Raw genomic sequence first — 16,465 nt, 5'->3', positions numbered from 1 at the left:
GGCCACCGGCCGCACCTGTCGCAGGGCCGGTCGCTGAGACGCCGGGGCGCCGAGGTGCTGTCGGTGCCGGCCCTGCGACAGGTGCGGCCGGTGGCCGACCAGGCCCGCCTCGACGCGGCCGGGCGCCGGGCCAACCTCGCCGGGGCGCTGGGGGTGGTGCCGGGCTGGCGACGCACGGTGCGCGACGCCCGGGTGCTGCTCGTGGACGACGTGGTCACGACCGGCGCGACCCTGTGGGCGGCCGCCGACGCGCTGCACCTGGGCGGTGCCGACGTGCTCGGTGCGGTGGCCGTGGCGCGCACGCCGCTGCGCCGCCAGGAACGGGCGGGAGGCCGTCGCGAGTGACCACCCCTCAGTCGCTGCGAGCCCTGCCCGACAGGCGTACCGTCGCCGCATGGTGCACCTGACCGGCGCGGGACGGGCCTCACGGGCCCGGCTGCGCGGCGGGCGGTGACACCGCGCCGACCGGGCTCGCACCCCTCTCGAACACAGGCGGCGGCATCTGCCGCTGCCGACTCGCCACCCGCCTGAGCAGGTGGCGGCCGCGTCGATGAGGAGGTCCCCTGTGGAGATCGTGGTCACCGGACGGCACGTCGAGGTCAAGGAGCGGTACCGCCGCCACCTCGAGGAGAAGCTCGCGAAGGTCCCCCAGCTCGCGCCGCGCATCCAGCGGCTCGACATCGTGATCTCGCACGAGCCGAACCGCCGTCAGTCGTCCGTCCAGGAGCGCGTCGAGATCACCTGCGTCGGCAAGGGGCCCGTGGTCCGCGCCGAGGCCGCCGCCGACGACGCGTACGCCGCCTTCGACGTCGCCTACGGGCGGCTGCTCGAGCGGCTGCGCCGGGCGCACGACCGCAAGCGCGTGCACAAGGGCCGCCGGGCGCCGGAGTCGGTCGCGGTGGCGACCGCCCGCAGCATCGAGGACCTGCCCGTGGAGCCCGTCGACGACGGCGCCGCCGACACGGCGGAGAGCCCCGTGCAGATCCGCGAGAAGGTGCACGCCGCTCGGCCCATGACGATCGAGCAGGCGCTCTACGAGATGGAGCTCGTCGGCCACGACTTCTACCTGTACTGCGACGCCGACACCGGGCAGCCGAGCGTGGTCTACCGCCGGCGGGGCTGGGAGTACGGCGTCCTGCACCTCGACGTCGACAGCGACGCGGACGCGGGGGAGAAGCTCGCCGAGCGCACGCTGCGCTACGAGGCGGTCTCGGCGGGGTAGCAGCGGTACGGGCGGTGCGTCCGGCCCTGCACGCGTACGTGCCAGAATGAGCAGCCTGGACCGTGTCCGTGCGGGCCCGTCGGGAGGATCAGGCATGAGCGAGGCGCCGGCGCCTGCGGGACGCACCGAGCCCATCCGCGTGCTCGTGGCGGACGACCACGTCCTCTACCGGCGCGGGCTGGAGATGGTCCTCGGCACCGAGGAGGGCATCGCGATCGTCGGCGAGGCCGGCGACGGTGCCGAGGCCATCCAGCGCGTCGAGGAGCTGCTGCCCGACGTCGTCCTCATGGACATCCGCATGCCGCGCCGGTCGGGCATCGAGGCGTGCACGGCCATCAAGGACGTCGTGCCGTCCACGAAGATCGTGATCCTCACGATCTCCGACGAGGAGAGCGATCTCTACGAGGCCGTGCGGGCCGGCGCCAACGGCTACCTGCTGAAGGACGTGCCCGGCGAGGAGATCGCCGACGGCATCCGCGCGGTGGCCAGCGGCCAGTCGCTGATCAGCCCGTCGATGGCGAGCAAGCTGCTCAGCGAGTTCGCGACGATGATCAAGAAGAGCGAGGAGCGGCCGCAGCTGCCGGTGCCGCGCCTGACCGACCGCGAGCTCGAGGTGCTGAAGCTCGTGGCGCGCGGGCTGCGCAACAGCGAGATCGCCAAGGAGCTCTTCATCTCCGAGAACACGGTGAAGAACCACGTGCGCAACATCCTGGAGAAGCTGCAGCTGCACTCGCGCATGGAGGCCGTCGTCTACGCGGTCCGCGAGCGCATCCTCGACGTCACCTGAGCCCGGGCGGCAAAGGCGTCGCGGGTTGTCGGTGGGCTCCGGCAGGATCGCGGCCATGAGCGACACCACCTGGACGGTCCCGCCCGCGCCCCGCTTCGTCGAGGAGCCGGTGCTCGGCGACGAACGGCCGATGCTCGAGGGCTGGCTGGACGCCCACCGGGCGACGCTGCGGTGGAAGGTCGAGGGCCTCACCGCCCAGCAGCTGAAGACGCCGTCCGACCCGCCGTCGGCCCTGACGCTGCTCGGGCTGGTGCGGCACCTGGCCGACAACGAGCGGTGGTGGTTCCGTCGCCACGGCGCCGAGGACGTCGACCTGCGGGACATCTACTGCACCGACGACTGGCCGGACGCCGACTTCGAGGGCGTCCCCGACGCGGACGCCGCGGCCGACCTGGCCACGTACGAGGCCGAGGTGCTCGCCGCCCGCGAGGCCGTCGCCGGTCGGTCGCTGGACGACGTCGTGCAGGGCCCGGCGCCGAGCCGTCCGCGGTCGCTGCGCTGGATCTACCTGCACATGATCGAGGAGTACGCGCGGCACAACGGGCACGCCGACCTGCTGCGCGAGCACCTCGACGGCGTGACCGGCGACTTCCCGCGGTGACCGCCGCGCTGCGGATGACGCAGGCGCAGGCCCGCCGCGTCGCGATCGCCGCGCAGGGGCTGGCCGAGCCCCGCCCGAGCGGCCCGGTCACCACGCGCCACCTGCAGCGGGTGATCGACCGGCTCGGCGTCGTGCAGATCGACAGCGTCAACGTGCTGGCCCGCAGCCAGTACCTGCCGTTCTTCGCCCGCCTGGGCGGCTACGACACGGCGCTGCTCGACCGCGCGCGCGACCGCGCGCCGCGCCGCCTCGTCGAGTACTGGGCGCACGCAGCCAGCCTGGTGCCGCCGTCGACGCTGCCGCTGCTGCGCTGGCGCATGGCGCGGGTGCGCGACGAGGCGTGGGGCGGCATGCGGTCGGCCGAGCTCGAGCACGCCGGCCTCGCCGCGCAGCTGCTCGACGAGGTGCGCCGCCGCGGGCCGCTGACCGCGCCCGAGCTCGAGCTGGCGCTGCAGCACGACGGGCCGCGCGACCGCAGCCAGTGGGGGTGGAACTGGTCGGTGGTGAAGCGGATGCTCGAGCTCATGTTCTGGGCCGGCGAGATCACCTCGTCCGGCCGCACCAGCCAGTTCGCCCGCCTCTACGACCTGCCCGAGCGGGTGCTGCCGGCCGAGGTGCACCGGGCGCCGACGCCGAGCGACGCGCAGGCGCACCGCGAGCTGGTGTCGATCGCCGCGCGGGCCACTGGCGTCGCCACCGTGGCCCACCTGCAGGACCACTTCCGGTCGAACCAGGCGCAGGTCAGGGCGGCGGTCGACGAGCTGGTGGCTGACGGCGAGCTGCTGCCGGTCGAGGTCGCGGGGTGGAAGCACCCGGCGTACCTCCACGCGGCGGCGCGGCGGCCCCGCGCGGTGCGCTCGCGGGCGCTGCTCAGCCCGTTCGACTCGATGGTGTGGGACCGGCGCCGGGTGCTCGAGCTGTTCGGGTTCGACTACCGCATCGAGATCTACGTGCCGGCACCCAAGCGCCGGTTCGGCTACTACGTGCTGCCCTTCCTGCTCGACGAGGGCCTCGTCGCCCGCGTCGACCTCAAGGCCGACCGGCACGCGCGCGGTGGCGACGGCGTGCTGCTGGTGCAGGCGGCGCACGCCGAGCCGGGGGCACCCGCGCACACGCCGTCCGAGCTGGCCGACGAGCTGCGCGACCTGGCCCGGTGGCTCGGGCTGGCCGACGTCGAGGTCGTCGGTCCGGGTGACCTGGCGCCGGCGCTCTCCGAGGCGTTGGCAGGATCTCGATGAACCGTGTCATCAGCGACACTGGTGCAGCCGTGTGCCCGGCCCGGATCATCTGACCGTGCCAGCCGCTCCCGTCGCGCCCTCGCCCGTCGTCCGCCGTCGCGTGCACCGCGCCTGGTGGGTGGCCGCCGTCACCTTCGGCGCCCTCATCGCCTCGGCCGGCTTCCGGTCGAGCACCGGTGTGCTGATGGAGCCCGTGGAGGGTGAGTTCGGCTGGTCGCGCGAGCTGACGTCGACCGCGGTGACCATCAACCTGGTCGTCTTCGGCCTCACCGCCCCGTTCGCCGCAGCGCTCATGGAGCGCTTCGGGCTGCGACGCGTGGTGCCGATCGCGCTCGTGCTGGTGTCGATCGGGTCGGGCCTGACCACCGTCATGACGTCGTCCTGGCAGCTGCTCGTGCTGTGGGGGGTGCCGGTGGGGTTCGGCACCGGGGCGATGGCGCTGGTGCTCGGTGCGGTGGTCGCCAACCGGTGGTTCGTGAAGCACCGCGGCCTGGTCACCGGGTTGTTCTCGGCCGCCTCCTCGACCGGGCAGCTCGTGTTCCTGCCGGTCATGGCCCGGCTGGCCGTCGAGGTCGGCTGGCGCTGGGCGGCCCTGGTCGTCTCGGCGCTCGCGCTGGCCCTGGTGCCGCTGGTGCTGCTGCTGCTCGCCGACCACCCGCGCGACGTCGGCGCCCGTCCGTACGGCGCGCCGGACGAGGACGACGAGCCGCTGCCGACCACCGGCAGCGCGCAGGTGCGTCCGGCCCGCGCCGCCGTGCGCGGCCTCGTCGACGCCGCCCGCACGTCGACGTTCTGGTTGCTGGCCGGCACCTTCTTCATCTGCGGCTGGTCGACGAACGGGCTGATCGGCACCCACTTCGTACCCGCGGCGCACGACCACGGCATGCCGGTCACGACCGCGGCCGGCCTGCTGGCGCTCATCGGCGTGTTCGACATCGTCGGCACCGTCGGCTCGGGCTGGCTCACCGACCGCGTCGACGCCCGCCTGCTGCTGGTGACCTACTACGCGCTGCGCGGGCTGAGCCTGCTCGTCGTCCCGTCGCTGCTCGGCCCGGCGGTGCGGCCGAACCTGTTCCTGTTCGTCGTCTTCTACGGGCTGGACTGGGTGGCGACGGTGCCGCCGACGGTCGCCCTGTGCCGGCAGCACTTCGGGCTCGAGCGCTCGGCGGTGGTGTTCGGCTGGGTGTACGCCTCGCACATGGTCGGTGCGGGGATCGCGGCGACGTTCGCCGGCACCGTGCGCGAGCGCACCGGCACCTACCAGGCCGCCTGGCTGACGGCGGGCGCGCTCTGCCTGCTCGCCGCGGCGGCCGTGCTCGCGATCCGCGGGGCCGACGGCCGGCGGGGCGCGCGGGTGCGTCCACCGCGACCCGAGCCGGTGGCCGTCGGGGGCTAGGGAGCGGGCGTCAGCTCGTGCGGCAGCAGGTCCCAGACCACGAAGTCGGTGCGGGTGCCGTCGCGCAGCAGCTCGGCCCCGCGCTGCAGGCCCACGCGCCGGAACCCGGCCCGCTCCGCCACCCCGTTGCTGGCGACGTTGCCGACCGCCGCGCGCAGCTGCACCCGGGGAGCGCCGAGCCCTCCGACGTCCGGCGGCAGCAGCACGTGCCGGGCCACCAGCCGCACGGCGCACGTCATGACACCGCGGCCGCGCGCGTCGGGGTGCGCCCAGTAGCCGATCTCGGCGTTCGTGAGCGAGGCGTCGAGCCGCATGACCGACACCGCCCCGAGCGCCTGGTCCTCGTCGTCGGCCACGCACCAGTACACGCCCTCGCCGCCGGCGTGCTGCTCCTCGCGCGTGCGGAGGTACCACTGCGCGTCGGCAAGGGTGTACGGCACCGGCAGCTGCGGCAGCCACCGGCGGCTGTCCTCGTCGGAGCAGGCCTCGGCCACGCGGACGACGTCGGTCTCGCGCCAGGGCCGCAGGTGCGCCCCGTCGCCGTGCAGCGTCACGGCCTCGAGCCAGGGCGTCACCGGCGTGGTCGGCTCGCCGCGACAGATCGACGCCGCCCAGCCGTCGACCGAGCGACCGCGCTGCCGGTTCAGGCCGCGCAGGGTGCCCTCGACGCGGAAGCCGCACGCCCACGCGACCCGGCGCGACCCCCAGTTGCCCACGTGCGCGCTCCAGCGGACGACGTCGAGCCCGAGCCCGCCGTTGGCGTCCGGCAGGAAGGCCCACGCCAGCGCCAGCCGCACCGCCCGCGACATGACGCCGCGCCCGCGGGCCCACGGCGCCAGCGCGAACCCGATCTCGGCGCCGTCCGCGCCGTCCGGCCGCAGCGAGAGGTTGCCGGCGAACCGCCGCCGCCCCTCGTCGTCCTCGGCGTCGACGACGAGCGTGTAGTCGCTGCCGTCGGCCCAGCCCTCGCGCACGCGCCCGTGCACGAACTGCTCGGCGTCCTCGCGGCGGTAGGGCACGGGCACCGTCGTCCAGCGCTGCACCTCCGGATCGAGGCACATGAGGAAGGACGCGTCGACGTCGTCGTCGGTGTACCGGCGCAGGCGCACGTCGGCGGCCGGCCCGTGCGGCTCGGCGTAGCTGGCGGCGGTCACGTGGTCAGCCTGTCCAGCCGCGCCGCCGGCGGCAACGTGAACCGGCCTGGCATGGTGGTGGCATGAGCGAGACGGGCAGTCAGGACGCGGCCGCGAGGGCGCAGGTGCGCGACGCGCCGCAGCAGCACCGGTACGAGCTGGTGCTGGACGACCGGGTCGTGGGCGTCGCCGACTACCGGCTCGACGAGGCGGCGGGCGTGCTGAGCGTGCCGCACGTCGAGGTCGAACCGGCGCTGCGCGGCGGCGACCTCGGGTCGGTGCTCGCTCGCGGCGTGCTCGACGACGTGCGCCGCCGCAGCCTGAAGGTGCGGCCGCTGTGCCCCTTCATGGCGCTGTACCTGCGCCGCCACCCGGACGACGCGGACCTGGTCGCGGGCTAGGCCCGGCGTCCGCGGGGCTCAGGAGGGGAGCGGACGCACCCGGCCGTGCATGCACACGTCGTGCATGACGAGCGGGGCGTCGGGGGACTCGCGCAGCGGGAGGAAGCGCTCGCGCACCCCCTCGACGCGGAACCCCGCCCGCAGGGCCGTGCGGCACGACGCCACGTTCGCGACGGCGTGGTCGAGCTGCACGCGCACCACGTCGCCGCCGGTCGGGTCGAGCAGCCACTCGGTGATGAGCCGCAGCGCCGTGCTCGCCACGCCGCGGCCGCGCGCCTCCGGGGCCACCGCGTACCCGACGTCGCGGATCGAGAACGGCGCGGGGAAGCCGTTGCGCCAGTCCATGCTGCCCAGCAGACGGTCGGGGTCGTCGGCGGCGGCGATCGCCAGGGTGGCCGGCGGCTCGGGGTCGTGCTCCTGGGCGACCTCCGCCTGCAGCCGCTCGGCGACCAGCTCGCGGGTGTGCTCGAACACCGGCGGTGACCAGCGGGCCGACTCGGCGTCGTACATCGCGAGGCGCGCGTCGAGGTCGGCCAGCCGCCAGCGACGCAGCAGCACCCCGTCCGCACGCAGCCCGTCGGCGGGCCAGGGTGCGCTCATGCGCGCCAGTATCACCGACCACGCGCGCCGCGGACGGCGTCCTGACGCGTTCTGCGCGGGTCGCCGGCGGGCCCTGTGGACGACTCCGGCCAGGCGCCCCGGTGGGATGCGTACGATGGATCGCGGTCCGCAGGGTGCGGACCGTGTGCCCGGCGGTCGCAGCCGACCGCCGCCGCGCTGCGAGCCCGGGAGTCGTCGAGTGCCGAAGATCGTCGAGAAGCTGCTCCGTGCCGGCGAGGGCCGGATCGTCAAGCGGCTCAGCGGGCTGGCCGACCAGGTCAACGCCCTGGAGGACGACTTCGTCCGGCTCAGCGACGCCGAGCTGCGCGAGGAGACCGACCGCTTCAAGGCCCGCATCGCCGATGGCGAGTCGCTCGACGACCTGCTGCCCGAGGCCTTCGCGACGGTCCGTGAGGCCGCCCGCCGCACGCTCGGCCAGCGCCACTTCGACGTCCAGATGATGGGCGGCGCGGCGCTGCACCTGGGCAACATCGCCGAGATGCGCACCGGTGAGGGCAAGACCCTCGTCGCGACGTCGCCGGCCTACCTCAACGCCCTCAGCGGCAAGGGCGTGCACGTCATCACGGTCAACGACTACCTGGCCGAGTACCAGTCCGACCTGATGGGCCGCGTGCACCGGTTCCTCGGCCTGACGACCGGCTGCATCCTGTCGTCGCAGACCCCGGCGCAGCGCCGCGACATGTACGCGTGCGACATCACCTACGGCACGAACAACGAGTTCGGCTTCGACTACCTGCGCGACAACATGGCGTGGTCGGCCGACGAGCTGGTGCAGCGCGGGCACAACTTCGCTATCGTCGACGAGGTCGACTCGATCCTCATCGACGAGGCGCGCACGCCGCTCATCATCAGCGGCCCCGCCGACCAGCCCACGAAGTGGTACGTCGAGTTCGCGCGGGTGGTTGCGCGGCTGCAGCGCGACCGCGACTACGAGGTCGACGAGAAGAAGCGCACCGTCGGCGTGCTGGAGTCCGGCATCACCCGGGTCGAGGACTACCTGGGCATCGACAACCTCTACGAGAGCGCCCACACCCCGCTGGTCGGCTACCTGAACAACGCCGTCAAGGCCAAGGAGCTGTTCAAGAAGGACAAGGACTACGTCGTCATCGACGGCGAGGTGCTCATCGTCGACGAGCACACCGGCCGCATCCTGGCCGGGCGTCGATACAACGAGGGCATGCACCAGGCCATCGAGGCCAAGGAGGGGGTGCAGATCCAGAACGAGAACCAGACGCTGGCGACCATCACCCTGCAGAACTACTTCCGCATGTACGACAAGCTCTCGGGCATGACGGGCACCGCCCTCACCGAGGCCGCGGAGTTCAACCAGATCTACAAGCTCGGTGTGGTCGAGATCCCGACCAACCGCTCGATGGTCCGCAAGGACCAGCCCGACCTGGTGTACCGCACCGAGGAGGGCAAGTTCGGCGCCGTCGTCGACGACATCGTCGACCGCAGCAAGGACGGCCAGCCGGTGCTCGTCGGCACCACGAGCGTCGAGAAGAGCGAGTACCTGTCCCAGCAGCTGCGCAAGCGCGGCGTCGCCCACGAGGTGCTGAACGCGAAGTACCACGAGCGCGAGGCGGCGATCGTCGCGCAGGCCGGTCGCAAGGGTGCGGTCACCGTCGCCACGAACATGGCCGGCCGCGGCACCGACATCATGCTGGGCGGCAACGCCGAGTTCATGGCCGTCGCCGACCTCAAGCAGCGCGGCCTCGACGCCGCCGAGACGCCGGAGGAGTACGAAGCGGCCTGGCCGGCGGCCCTCGAGGCCGCGCGCAAGGCGGTCGAGCGCGAGCACGAGGAGGTGACCGAGCTCGGCGGCCTGTACGTGCTGGGCACCGAGCGGCACGAGTCCCGTCGCATCGACAACCAGCTGCGCGGTCGCTCCGGCCGCCAGGGCGACCCGGGTGAGAGCCGCTTCTACCTCTCGCTGCAGGACGACCTGATGCGCCTGTTCAACTCCGGCATGGTCGACCGCTTCATGGCCGGTGCCGGCATCGGCGACGACGTGCCGATCGAGTCCAAGCTCGTGACCCGCTCGATCGCCTCGGCGCAGAGCCAGGTCGAGGGCCAGAACTTCGAGATCCGCAAGAACGTCCTGAAGTACGACGACGTGCTGAACCGCCAGCGCGAGGTCATCTACGAGGAGCGCCGCCGCGTGCTCGAGGGCGAGGACCTGCACGAGCAGGTGCTGGGCTTCATCGAGGACGTCGTCACCAGCTACGTGCGCGGTGCGACGGCCGAGGGCTTCGCCGAGGAGTGGGACCTCGACGCGCTGTGGAAGGCGCTCGGGCAGCTCTACCCGGTGGGCATCACCGTCGACGAGCTCGTCGAGGAGGCCGGCGGCGAGGCCGGCGTCACCGGCGAGCTGCTGCTCGCCGAGCTGCGCTCGGACGCCGAGCACGCCTACGCCCGCCGCGAGGCCACGCTGGGCGGTGAGGTGCTGCGGGAGCTCGAGCGCCGCGTGGTGCTGAGCGTGCTCGACCGCAAGTGGCGCGAGCACCTGTACGAGATGGACTACCTGCAGGAGGGCATCGGCCTGCGCGCCATGGCCCAGCGCGACCCGCTGGTCGAGTACCAGCGCGAGGGCTTCCAGCTCTTCAACGCCATGAACGAGGCGATCAAGGAGGAGTCGGTCGGCTACGTCTTCAACCTCGAGGTGCAGGTCGAGGCCGAGAGCGAGGCCGTCGAGGAGCACCCGCAGATCTCCGCGAAGGGCCTCGACCAGGCCAACCGCCCCGCGCAGCTGCACTACTCCGCGCCCACCGTCGACGGCGAGGCCGGGGTCGTGGAGCGCGACGAGTCGCCTGCCGACTCTGCGGCCGGCGCCGCCGACGGCACCCGGGCCGAGCGACGTGCCGCCGACCGAGCCAGCCGCAAGAAGCACCGCGGCTAGCCCGCACGACGCAGCAGACGAGACCGGCCGGCGAGCACGCCGGCCGGTCTCGTCGTCTCCACGCTCGATCGAGCCGGGCACCTTTCGAGCCGGCCGCTGATCGAGCCGGGCGATCGAGCCGGGCGATCGAGCCGGGCCCTCGAGCCGGGCCCTCGAGCCGGGCCCTCGAGCCGTGCGCCGATCGAGCCGGGCGCTGTGCATGCCAGCCGCCGATCGAGAGGGCGCGCCGATCGAGCTGGGCGCCGGCCCCGTGGGTCACCCGAGCTCGAGCACCGTCACCCGCCACCGGTCCTCGCACCCCTCCAGGCGCAGCGCGACGGCGCTGACGTGCGCGGGGCCGTGCACGACGGCGCACACCTCCGCGACGCCGTCCGCTGGGGTGCAGGCCAGCACCCCGCCGATGCGGGGCCGGGGACGCCCGGTCGGGTCGCTGCGTCGGCGCAGGCGGGCCCGGCGTCCGACCTGCTCGTAGACCTCCGGGGTCACCCACCGGAGCAGCTGGGCGCGAGGCCGGTGCCCGTCCAGCACCTCGAGCAGCACCTGCACGACCTGCCGCCCCCACAGCCGCGGCGGTGGCAGCCGGCTGCCGTCGGTCTCACCCGTGGCCGACGTGTCCGCCCCCTGCGCGTCGGCCTCGTCCCCGGCGTCGTCGTCGGCGCGCCGCACGGGCCCGCCTGCCGCACCAGGCGAGGCACGGGGGCCGTCGGCTGCGCCACCCGGGCCGAGGCCGCGGGGGTCGCGGTGGTCGTCCGCCCAGCTGCGTCCGACCGGGTCCGAGCGTGCAGCGTCGTCGAGCAGCGACTCGTCAGGCAGCTCGCCGTCGGGCAGGACCAGCCGCAGCACGCCCTGTACGCCGTCACCGGGCCGGGGTGGCGGGGGGAGCGGACCGACCTCCAGCGGTGCCTCGCAGTCGGGTGCGGGCAGCAGGCGGAGCGGTGCGGCGGTCATCGGCCGACCCCTGCCGTCCGGACGTGACGAGCGGTGGTCTCGGTGCCGGACTCGTCCGCGCCGGACGGGACGCGCAGGACCGTGCCGGGCTGCAGACGATCCGGGTCGTCCCCGATCACGTCGCGGTTGGTGTGCCACCAGCGCGGCCAGGCGTGCAGCACCTCGACGTCGTCGGCGCCGCGACCCAGGTGGCGAGCGGCCACCGCCCACAGCGAGTCCCCGCGCCGCACCACCACGGTGGCCGGATCCGCTCGCGGCGCCTGTCTGGTCGCGACCGCCGAGACCAGCAGGGGTGACGGCAGCTCCCGGGGTGGCGGTGGCGGGCTCGGGGCGACCCACCCCGGTTCGGGCAGCGTGCACGGCACCCGGGCCTCGCCCAGCGGGCCCTCCGGGACGACTGCCGTCGTCGCGACGCAGGTGGTCACGGAGCTACCGCCCGCCCGATCGACCGGTCCGGGTGCCCCGGCCGAGGCGGAGGTCGCGGCCCCCGCCAGCAGGCTGATGCCGAGGACGCCGGCGGCGAGCGGTCGCACCGCGCGGGGCGCCGTCGCGAGCACGAGCCGCGCCGCTCGTCCCTCGCCCCCGGCACCTCGGCGGCCGCGAGGGTCGCTGCCCCGCACGAGTTGCTGCACCAGCGCAGCGCTCAGCAGCAGCGCCCACAGCCCGAGCCTGAGCAGCACGACGCCGACGACGGCGGCGGCGAGCGTCGTCAGCGTCGCGACGGGGTCGGCGCCGGCAGCGTCGGACGTCAGCAGCGCGCCGACGGCGTGCCGAGCGCTGCCGCCGACCTCCAGCCCCGCCAGGACGAGGGCCGCACCCGCCGCAGCGCTCGTGGCCGATCGGCCGATGGTCCCAGTCGTCGTCATGCTGCCCCCAGCGTGCGTTTGCGTTCGTTTGCCTGTGACGAAGACTCTTGGCGGCCGGTTGCCGCCTGTCAACCCGGCGCGGCTGCCTGTGGACGAGCGGGCGCACACGGGCGCCGCAGCAGCCACAAGCGGTCATCGAGTGACCGCGGTCAGGGCGCGTCGGCACCGCGCTGCGGACGCGGTTCGCTGTCGGACCCGTTCTCTAGGCTCGGCTCGTCCGTGGTCCACGCGGGCACCGAGGGAGGTCGTCCGTGGTCGTGCTGGTGCTCAAGGTGGTGGCCGCCCTGGTGGCAGCGGTCGCCGCGGTGGCGCTCGGCCTGCACGCCTCCGGTGTGCTGACGCTCTCCGGGACGCAGCGGGTTGCGGCAGTCGTGGCCAGTGCGGTGCTCGCAGCGGTGTCCACCGTCGCGGTCGCCGTCCGCGACTGGCGCGAGCGGCGGGCCGGCCTCGTGCGCGAGCGGGTCGACGACGTCCTGGACGGGGTGCTGTGGGCCGTGGTCGACCTGCTCGTGACGCGGCCCGAGGTGGGTCGGCTGGACGTGCGCGACCTCGGTGTGGCCGCCTACCGGCTCGAGCGCCCGTGGTGGGCGCCGTGGCGCCCGCGGTTGCGACGCGTGCACCGGGTGCGTGCACGGCACCGGCCGACGGCCGCCTCTGTCGACTGGGTCCCCGGCAAGGGCGTGGTCGGCCGCTGCGTCGCACAGCGCCGGGTGGTGGCGCAGGACCTGGGTGCGGTCGACGAGGCGACCAGGGGCTGCACGCGTGAGCAGTGGGACGCGATGCCCGACGACGTGCGGCTCGGGCTGGACTTCGACGAGCACCTGGCGGTGCGCGGACGGTACGGCGTCGTGGTCGCGGCACCTGTCATCGACGACCGTCGCGCCGTCGCTCGGGTCAGTGGCTGCATCGCGCTCGACGGCCCGTCCGGGTGTCTCGCGGCGCTGCGGTCCGACGACGTCGTGGGGGTGCTCGAGTCGGCGGGCGCGCTGCTGCTGCGGCAGGTGGCGCGCACCTGACGCCGCCCGGCGCACTCTTGCCGTCCGGCACACTGGCGGGATGCGCTGGGACGACCTCTTCGCCGACCTCGAGGCGCACGCCACCGCTGCGTCCCTCGCCGAGCGCTCCGGTCAGGTGGACGAGCTGACCCGCGCCGAGCGCTCGGCCGTGACGCTGGCCGACCGGCTGCGACAGGCGCAGGGGCGCGTCCTGTCGGTGCAGCTGCTCGGGGGTGCGGCGGTCGAGGGGCCGCTGGTCGAGACCGGGGAGTCCTGGTTCGTGCTGGGCGGCGCGGCCCCAGGGCTCGTGCCGGTGCACGGCGTCGTCGCCGTGCGCGGTCTCCCGCACGGCGGGCGGTCACCCGCCGGAGTCGGTCACCGGCGATCGCTCGCATCGGTGCTGAGGGTGGTCGCGCGCGACCGAGGCCCCGTCCGTGTGCACGCCGTCGACGGCTACACGATCGAGGGCACGGTCGACGCCGTGCTCGAGGACCATCTGCAGCTGGCGGAGCACCACCTCGACGTGCCGCGGCGTGCTGCCGCCGTCCGGTCGGTGGCGGTCGTGCCGCTCGCTGCTCTGGCCCTGCTGCGGCCCGCCGGCCCGTCGAGCCTCGGCTGAGCGGTCACTCCGTCGCGGCACCGGCCTCGGCACCGAACGGGTGCGCGTCGACGAACTCGCGGGTCTGGGCGTACATGCGGTCGATGTACTCCTCGAGGCGGTTCTGCTCGACCCGCCACTGCCCGCGGCCACCGACCTTGATCGCCGGCAGCTCGCCCGAGCGCACCAGCGCGTAGGTCTGGGCCGGCGAGATGCTGAGCAGCTCCGACACGTCGGTGAGGGTCAGGAACCGGGCAGGCATCGGCGCTCCAGGTCTGGTGGACGGACGACGCGAGTATGTCATCGCGCCCGCCCTGTGGACTGTGGACGACGAGGCCTGTGGACGACGCGACTGGCACGGTCGGCGATGCAGCATGCTTGTGCGCGTCTCACCATGACCGCACGACAAGTCGCATCGACCGCCAGGGGGCGCCGCAGATGAGCAGCACGCAGATCCTCGAGCCACCGCTCGCGCCGGCGAGGGCGGCCACCCGGCTCAGGGCGCCGAGCTGGCGCGACCCCCGGTTGAGCATCGGCCTCCTGCTCGTCTTCGGCTCCGTGCTGCTGGGCGCCTGGACGCTGTCCCGTGCCGACGACCGCACCCCGAGCTGGGTGGCCGCAGCGGCGCTCGCACCGGGGCAGGTGGTGGGCCCGCACGACGTCACGACCGCCTCCGTCGACCTCGGCGACCGGGCTGACGCCTACCTCGATCGGTCGACGGTCGTCGTGGGCCAGGTCGTGGTGCGTGCCGTGCAACCCGGCGAGCTGGTGCCGAGGGCCGCGCTGGGCGACCGCGCGCAGGTGCGGCTGCGACCCGTGTCGGTGCCGCTCGGTGACGCCGAGGCCGGCACGGTGGTCGCTGGTTCGCTGGTCGACGTGTGGGTCAGTGACCCGCCGGCGGCCACCGCCACCTCCGGGACCGCGCGGGTGCGCCCGCCGCGGCTGCTCGCCGAGGCGGTCGAGGTCGCCGGCGTGACCTCGCAGCGGGGTCGGCTGGGCGGGTCCACCGGCTCGACGGTGCAGGTGCTCCTCACCCCCGAGCTGGTGCCCCAGGCCCTCGCCGCGCTGGCCGACGAGGCCCGGGTCAGCCTGCTGCCGGTCCCCGGCGGTCGGTCGCAGGCGGGCTCGTGAACACCCCCGCGCGCCTGCTCGTGGCGGTCACCGGCCCGAGCGAGACGCCACTCGTCACGGGTCTCGGTGAACGCGGCTCGGGCGTGCTCGTGGTGCGGCGCTGCGCCGACCTGCCCGAGCTGCTCGCTGCTGCAGGGGCCGGGCTCGGGGACGTCGCGGTGCTCGCCGCCGACCTGCGAGGTCTGGACGGCGAGGCGCTCGCCCGGCTGGAGGCCGCCCGTGTCGGCGTCGTGGTGCTCGTGCCGCCCGGCGACGAGGGGGCCGATCGTCGCGCCCGCCAGCTCGGCGTGGGCGAGGTGCTGCGTGGCGATGCGTCGTCGGCCGAGGTCGCCGTGCACGCACTGCGTGCCGCAGCGGGTACCGGTCGCGCACGCGGCAAACCACCCGAGGACCCGGCGGGTGCTGCGGACCCCGTGGACCCCGTGGACCTCGCGGACGCCGTGGATCCCGGGGGCGCTGGCGGAGAGGTCGGCCCCAGGACCGTCGCGGGTGCAGCGGGCTCGGTCGGCCCCGCGGGCTCGGCCGACCCGACTCGTTGGCCTGGTGCGGGCGACGAGGCGACCGGTGCCCGAGCCGGGCGAGGTGCCGCGCGCGGGTTCTCCTACGGGGACGCCGTCGCGGCAGCGGGGTGGCGCGATCCGGTCCCTCGCGTCGCCGGCGCCGATGCCGATGCCGATCACGGGGGCGACCTCCGCGCCGGGGGCTCCGGCAGCGGGCGACTCGGTGACGAGGGCGTGGACGAGACCCTGCCCACTGGAGACACCTCGGCGCGCGCGGCGCAGCGTCCGGACCCGTCGACCGGTGACCGCACCGCGGCGGAGCCGGCGCCGGTCGACGACCGTCCACCCCCCGGTGGCGTCGTCGTGGTCTGGGGTCCGGCCGGCGCACCCGGGCGCACGACCGTGGCCCTCGCCCTGGCCAGCGAGCTCGGCGTCCCCGGCCACCCCGCGCTGCTGGTCGACGCAGACACCTACGGCGCCAGCACCGCGCAGCGCCTGGGCCTGCTCGACGAGGCGCCGGGTGTGCTCGCCGCGGTCCGTGCGGTGGACACCGAGCGCCTGGACCTGCCGGGCCTGGCCGCGCTGGCCCCGCTGGCGACGCCCGGCGTGCGAGTGCTCACCGGCGCGCCCGCACCCGACCGGTGGCCAGAGCTGCGGCCCGGGGCCCTCGAGCGGGTGCTCGAGCTGGGCCGGTCGCTGTGCCGCTGGGTCGTGGTCGACGTCGCGTCGTGCCTCGAGCAGGACGAGGAGCTGTCGTACGACACCATGGCGCCGCGGCGCAACGGCGCCACCCTGACGGCCCTCGCCCACGCGGACGTCGTGGTGGCGGTCGGTGGGGCCGACCCGATCGGCCTGCAGCGGCTCGTCCGCGCGCTGCCGGTGCTCGCGGAGGTCGGCCCGGCTGCCGCGCGGCCGGTCGTCGTCGTCAACCGCCTGCGGGCGGGCAGCGTCGGGCCCTCGCCACGGCGGGCGGTGCAGGACGCGCTGGCCCGCTGGGCCGGCGTCGACGACCCGGTGCTGCTGCCGGACGACCCGGTGGCGGCCGACGCGTCCGTGCTCCAGGGGCGCACCCTGGCCGAGTGCGCGCCGCGGTCGGCGCTGCGCGCGGCGGTCGGCGAGCTCGTCGGGC

The 16,465-nt window shown here is 74.8% G+C and carries 17 protein-coding genes; 12 read left to right on the top strand and 5 right to left on the bottom strand.

Annotated features, from left to right (window positions below; genetic code table 11):
- The 6 genes from ACYVI6_RS14805 to ACYVI6_RS14780 all read left to right on the top strand — a co-directional run.
- Positions 1-345: ComF family protein (locus ACYVI6_RS14805; protein WP_460447101.1), on the top strand; the 345-nt coding region annotated here is incomplete at its 5' end.
- A gap of 220 nt (positions 346-565) precedes the next feature.
- A complete protein-coding gene (gene hpf / locus ACYVI6_RS14800; protein WP_460447100.1) occupies positions 566-1,222 on the top strand; it encodes a ribosome hibernation-promoting factor, HPF/YfiA family in 657 nt (218 codons plus the stop codon).
- Positions 1,223-1,316: 94 nt separating this feature from the next.
- Positions 1,317-2,009 (top strand): response regulator, encoded by a 693-nt coding sequence (locus tag ACYVI6_RS14795; RefSeq protein ID WP_460447099.1) that lies wholly within the window; start codon positions 1,317-1,319, stop codon positions 2,007-2,009.
- Between the two features lie 55 nt (positions 2,010-2,064).
- Complete coding sequence (locus tag ACYVI6_RS14790) at positions 2,065-2,610, top strand: DinB family protein (protein WP_460447098.1); 546 nt, start codon at positions 2,065-2,067, stop codon at positions 2,608-2,610.
- 14 nt (positions 2,611-2,624) lie between these two features.
- Positions 2,625-3,848 carry a winged helix-turn-helix domain-containing protein gene (locus ACYVI6_RS14785; protein ID WP_460447103.1) on the top strand — a complete coding sequence of 408 codons (1,224 nt, stop codon included), beginning with the start codon at positions 2,625-2,627 and terminating at the stop codon, positions 3,846-3,848.
- Positions 3,849-3,897: 49 nt separating this feature from the next.
- Entirely contained in the window at positions 3,898-5,244 is a 1,347-nt protein-coding gene (locus ACYVI6_RS14780) for an MFS transporter (protein WP_460447102.1), read from the top strand.
- On the opposite strand, the gene ACYVI6_RS14775 is transcribed toward ACYVI6_RS14780, so the two are convergent.
- Entirely contained in the window at positions 5,241-6,398 is a 1,158-nt protein-coding gene (locus ACYVI6_RS14775; protein ID WP_460447097.1) for a GNAT family N-acetyltransferase, read from the bottom strand. The genes ACYVI6_RS14780 and ACYVI6_RS14775 overlap by 4 nt on opposite strands.
- Before the next feature lie 62 nt (positions 6,399-6,460).
- Between ACYVI6_RS14775 and ACYVI6_RS14770 the strand changes: the two genes are divergently transcribed.
- Complete coding sequence (locus tag ACYVI6_RS14770) at positions 6,461-6,778, top strand: GNAT family N-acetyltransferase (RefSeq protein ID WP_284290100.1); 318 nt, start codon at positions 6,461-6,463, stop codon at positions 6,776-6,778.
- A gap of 18 nt (positions 6,779-6,796) precedes the next feature.
- Here ACYVI6_RS14770 and ACYVI6_RS14765 read toward each other — a convergent pair whose 3' ends face one another.
- Complete coding sequence (locus ACYVI6_RS14765; protein ID WP_460447096.1) at positions 6,797-7,378, bottom strand: GNAT family N-acetyltransferase; 582 nt, start codon at positions 7,376-7,378, stop codon at positions 6,797-6,799.
- A gap of 199 nt (positions 7,379-7,577) precedes the next feature.
- Here ACYVI6_RS14765 and secA point away from each other — a divergent pair, with 199 nt between their 5' ends.
- Complete coding sequence (secA, locus tag ACYVI6_RS14760; RefSeq protein ID WP_460447095.1) at positions 7,578-10,298, top strand: preprotein translocase subunit SecA; 2,721 nt, start codon at positions 7,578-7,580, stop codon at positions 10,296-10,298.
- 255 nt (positions 10,299-10,553) lie between these two features.
- On the opposite strand, the gene ACYVI6_RS14755 is transcribed toward secA, so the two are convergent.
- On the bottom strand, positions 10,554-11,246 hold the full coding sequence (locus ACYVI6_RS14755) for an Rv3235 family protein (RefSeq protein WP_460447094.1): 693 nt from the start codon (positions 11,244-11,246) through the stop codon (positions 10,554-10,556).
- Positions 11,243-12,112 (bottom strand): LysM peptidoglycan-binding domain-containing protein, encoded by an 870-nt coding sequence (locus ACYVI6_RS14750; protein ID WP_460447093.1) that lies wholly within the window; start codon positions 12,110-12,112, stop codon positions 11,243-11,245. The genes ACYVI6_RS14755 and ACYVI6_RS14750 overlap by 4 nt, the downstream gene beginning before the upstream one ends.
- A 251-nt stretch (positions 12,113-12,363) precedes the next feature.
- On the opposite strand from ACYVI6_RS14750, the gene ACYVI6_RS14745 reads away from it, so the two are divergent.
- A complete protein-coding gene (locus tag ACYVI6_RS14745) occupies positions 12,364-13,128 on the top strand; it encodes a hypothetical protein (protein WP_460447092.1) in 765 nt (254 codons plus the stop codon).
- A 40-nt stretch (positions 13,129-13,168) separates the two neighbouring features.
- Positions 13,169-13,726, top strand: a complete 558-nt coding sequence (locus ACYVI6_RS14740; RefSeq protein ID WP_460447091.1) for a hypothetical protein — start codon at positions 13,169-13,171, stop codon at positions 13,724-13,726.
- Between the two features lie 4 nt (positions 13,727-13,730).
- Here the strand turns inward: ACYVI6_RS14740 and ACYVI6_RS14735 are convergent, their stop codons facing one another.
- Entirely contained in the window at positions 13,731-13,967 is a 237-nt protein-coding gene (locus ACYVI6_RS14735; RefSeq protein ID WP_460447090.1) for a helix-turn-helix domain-containing protein, read from the bottom strand.
- A 176-nt stretch (positions 13,968-14,143) separates the two neighbouring features.
- Between ACYVI6_RS14735 and ACYVI6_RS14730 the strand changes: the two genes are divergently transcribed.
- The gene (locus tag ACYVI6_RS14730; protein ID WP_460447089.1) at positions 14,144-14,836 is read left to right on the top strand and encodes an SAF domain-containing protein; all 693 of its coding nucleotides are present in this window, start codon (positions 14,144-14,146) and stop codon (positions 14,834-14,836) included.
- A 734-nt stretch (positions 14,837-15,570) separates the two neighbouring features.
- Positions 15,571-16,465: AAA family ATPase (locus ACYVI6_RS14725; RefSeq protein ID WP_460447088.1), on the top strand; the 895-nt coding region annotated here is incomplete at its 3' end.

Source organism: Angustibacter aerolatus, assembly GCF_054776675.1.
The sequence above is the reverse complement of the archived record's forward strand: the minus strand, read 5'-3'. Positions and strand labels throughout refer to the sequence as shown.

Excerpts from the sequence above, each read along its gene's own strand:
- ACYVI6_RS14795 (WP_460447099.1), top strand. The coding sequence starts at position 1,317 with ATGAGCGAGGCGCCGGCGCCTGCGGGACGCACCGAGCCCATCCGCGTG.
- ACYVI6_RS14790 (WP_460447098.1), top strand. The coding sequence starts at position 2,065 with ATGAGCGACACCACCTGGACGGTCCCGCCCGCGCCCCGCTTCGTCGAG.
- ACYVI6_RS14785 (WP_460447103.1), top strand. The coding sequence starts at position 2,625 with ATGACGCAGGCGCAGGCCCGCCGCGTCGCGATCGCCGCGCAGGGGCTG.
- ACYVI6_RS14770 (WP_284290100.1), top strand. The coding sequence starts at position 6,461 with ATGAGCGAGACGGGCAGTCAGGACGCGGCCGCGAGGGCGCAGGTGCGC.
- ACYVI6_RS14765 (WP_460447096.1), bottom strand. The coding sequence starts at position 7,378 with ATGAGCGCACCCTGGCCCGCCGACGGGCTGCGTGCGGACGGGGTGCTG.
- ACYVI6_RS14755 (WP_460447094.1), bottom strand. The coding sequence starts at position 11,246 with ATGACCGCCGCACCGCTCCGCCTGCTGCCCGCACCCGACTGCGAGGCA.
- ACYVI6_RS14750 (WP_460447093.1), bottom strand. The coding sequence starts at position 12,112 with ATGACGACGACTGGGACCATCGGCCGATCGGCCACGAGCGCTGCGGCG.
- ACYVI6_RS14740 (WP_460447091.1), top strand. The coding sequence starts at position 13,169 with ATGCGCTGGGACGACCTCTTCGCCGACCTCGAGGCGCACGCCACCGCT.
- ACYVI6_RS14735 (WP_460447090.1), bottom strand. The coding sequence starts at position 13,967 with ATGCCTGCCCGGTTCCTGACCCTCACCGACGTGTCGGAGCTGCTCAGC.
- ACYVI6_RS14730 (WP_460447089.1), top strand. The coding sequence starts at position 14,144 with ATGAGCAGCACGCAGATCCTCGAGCCACCGCTCGCGCCGGCGAGGGCG.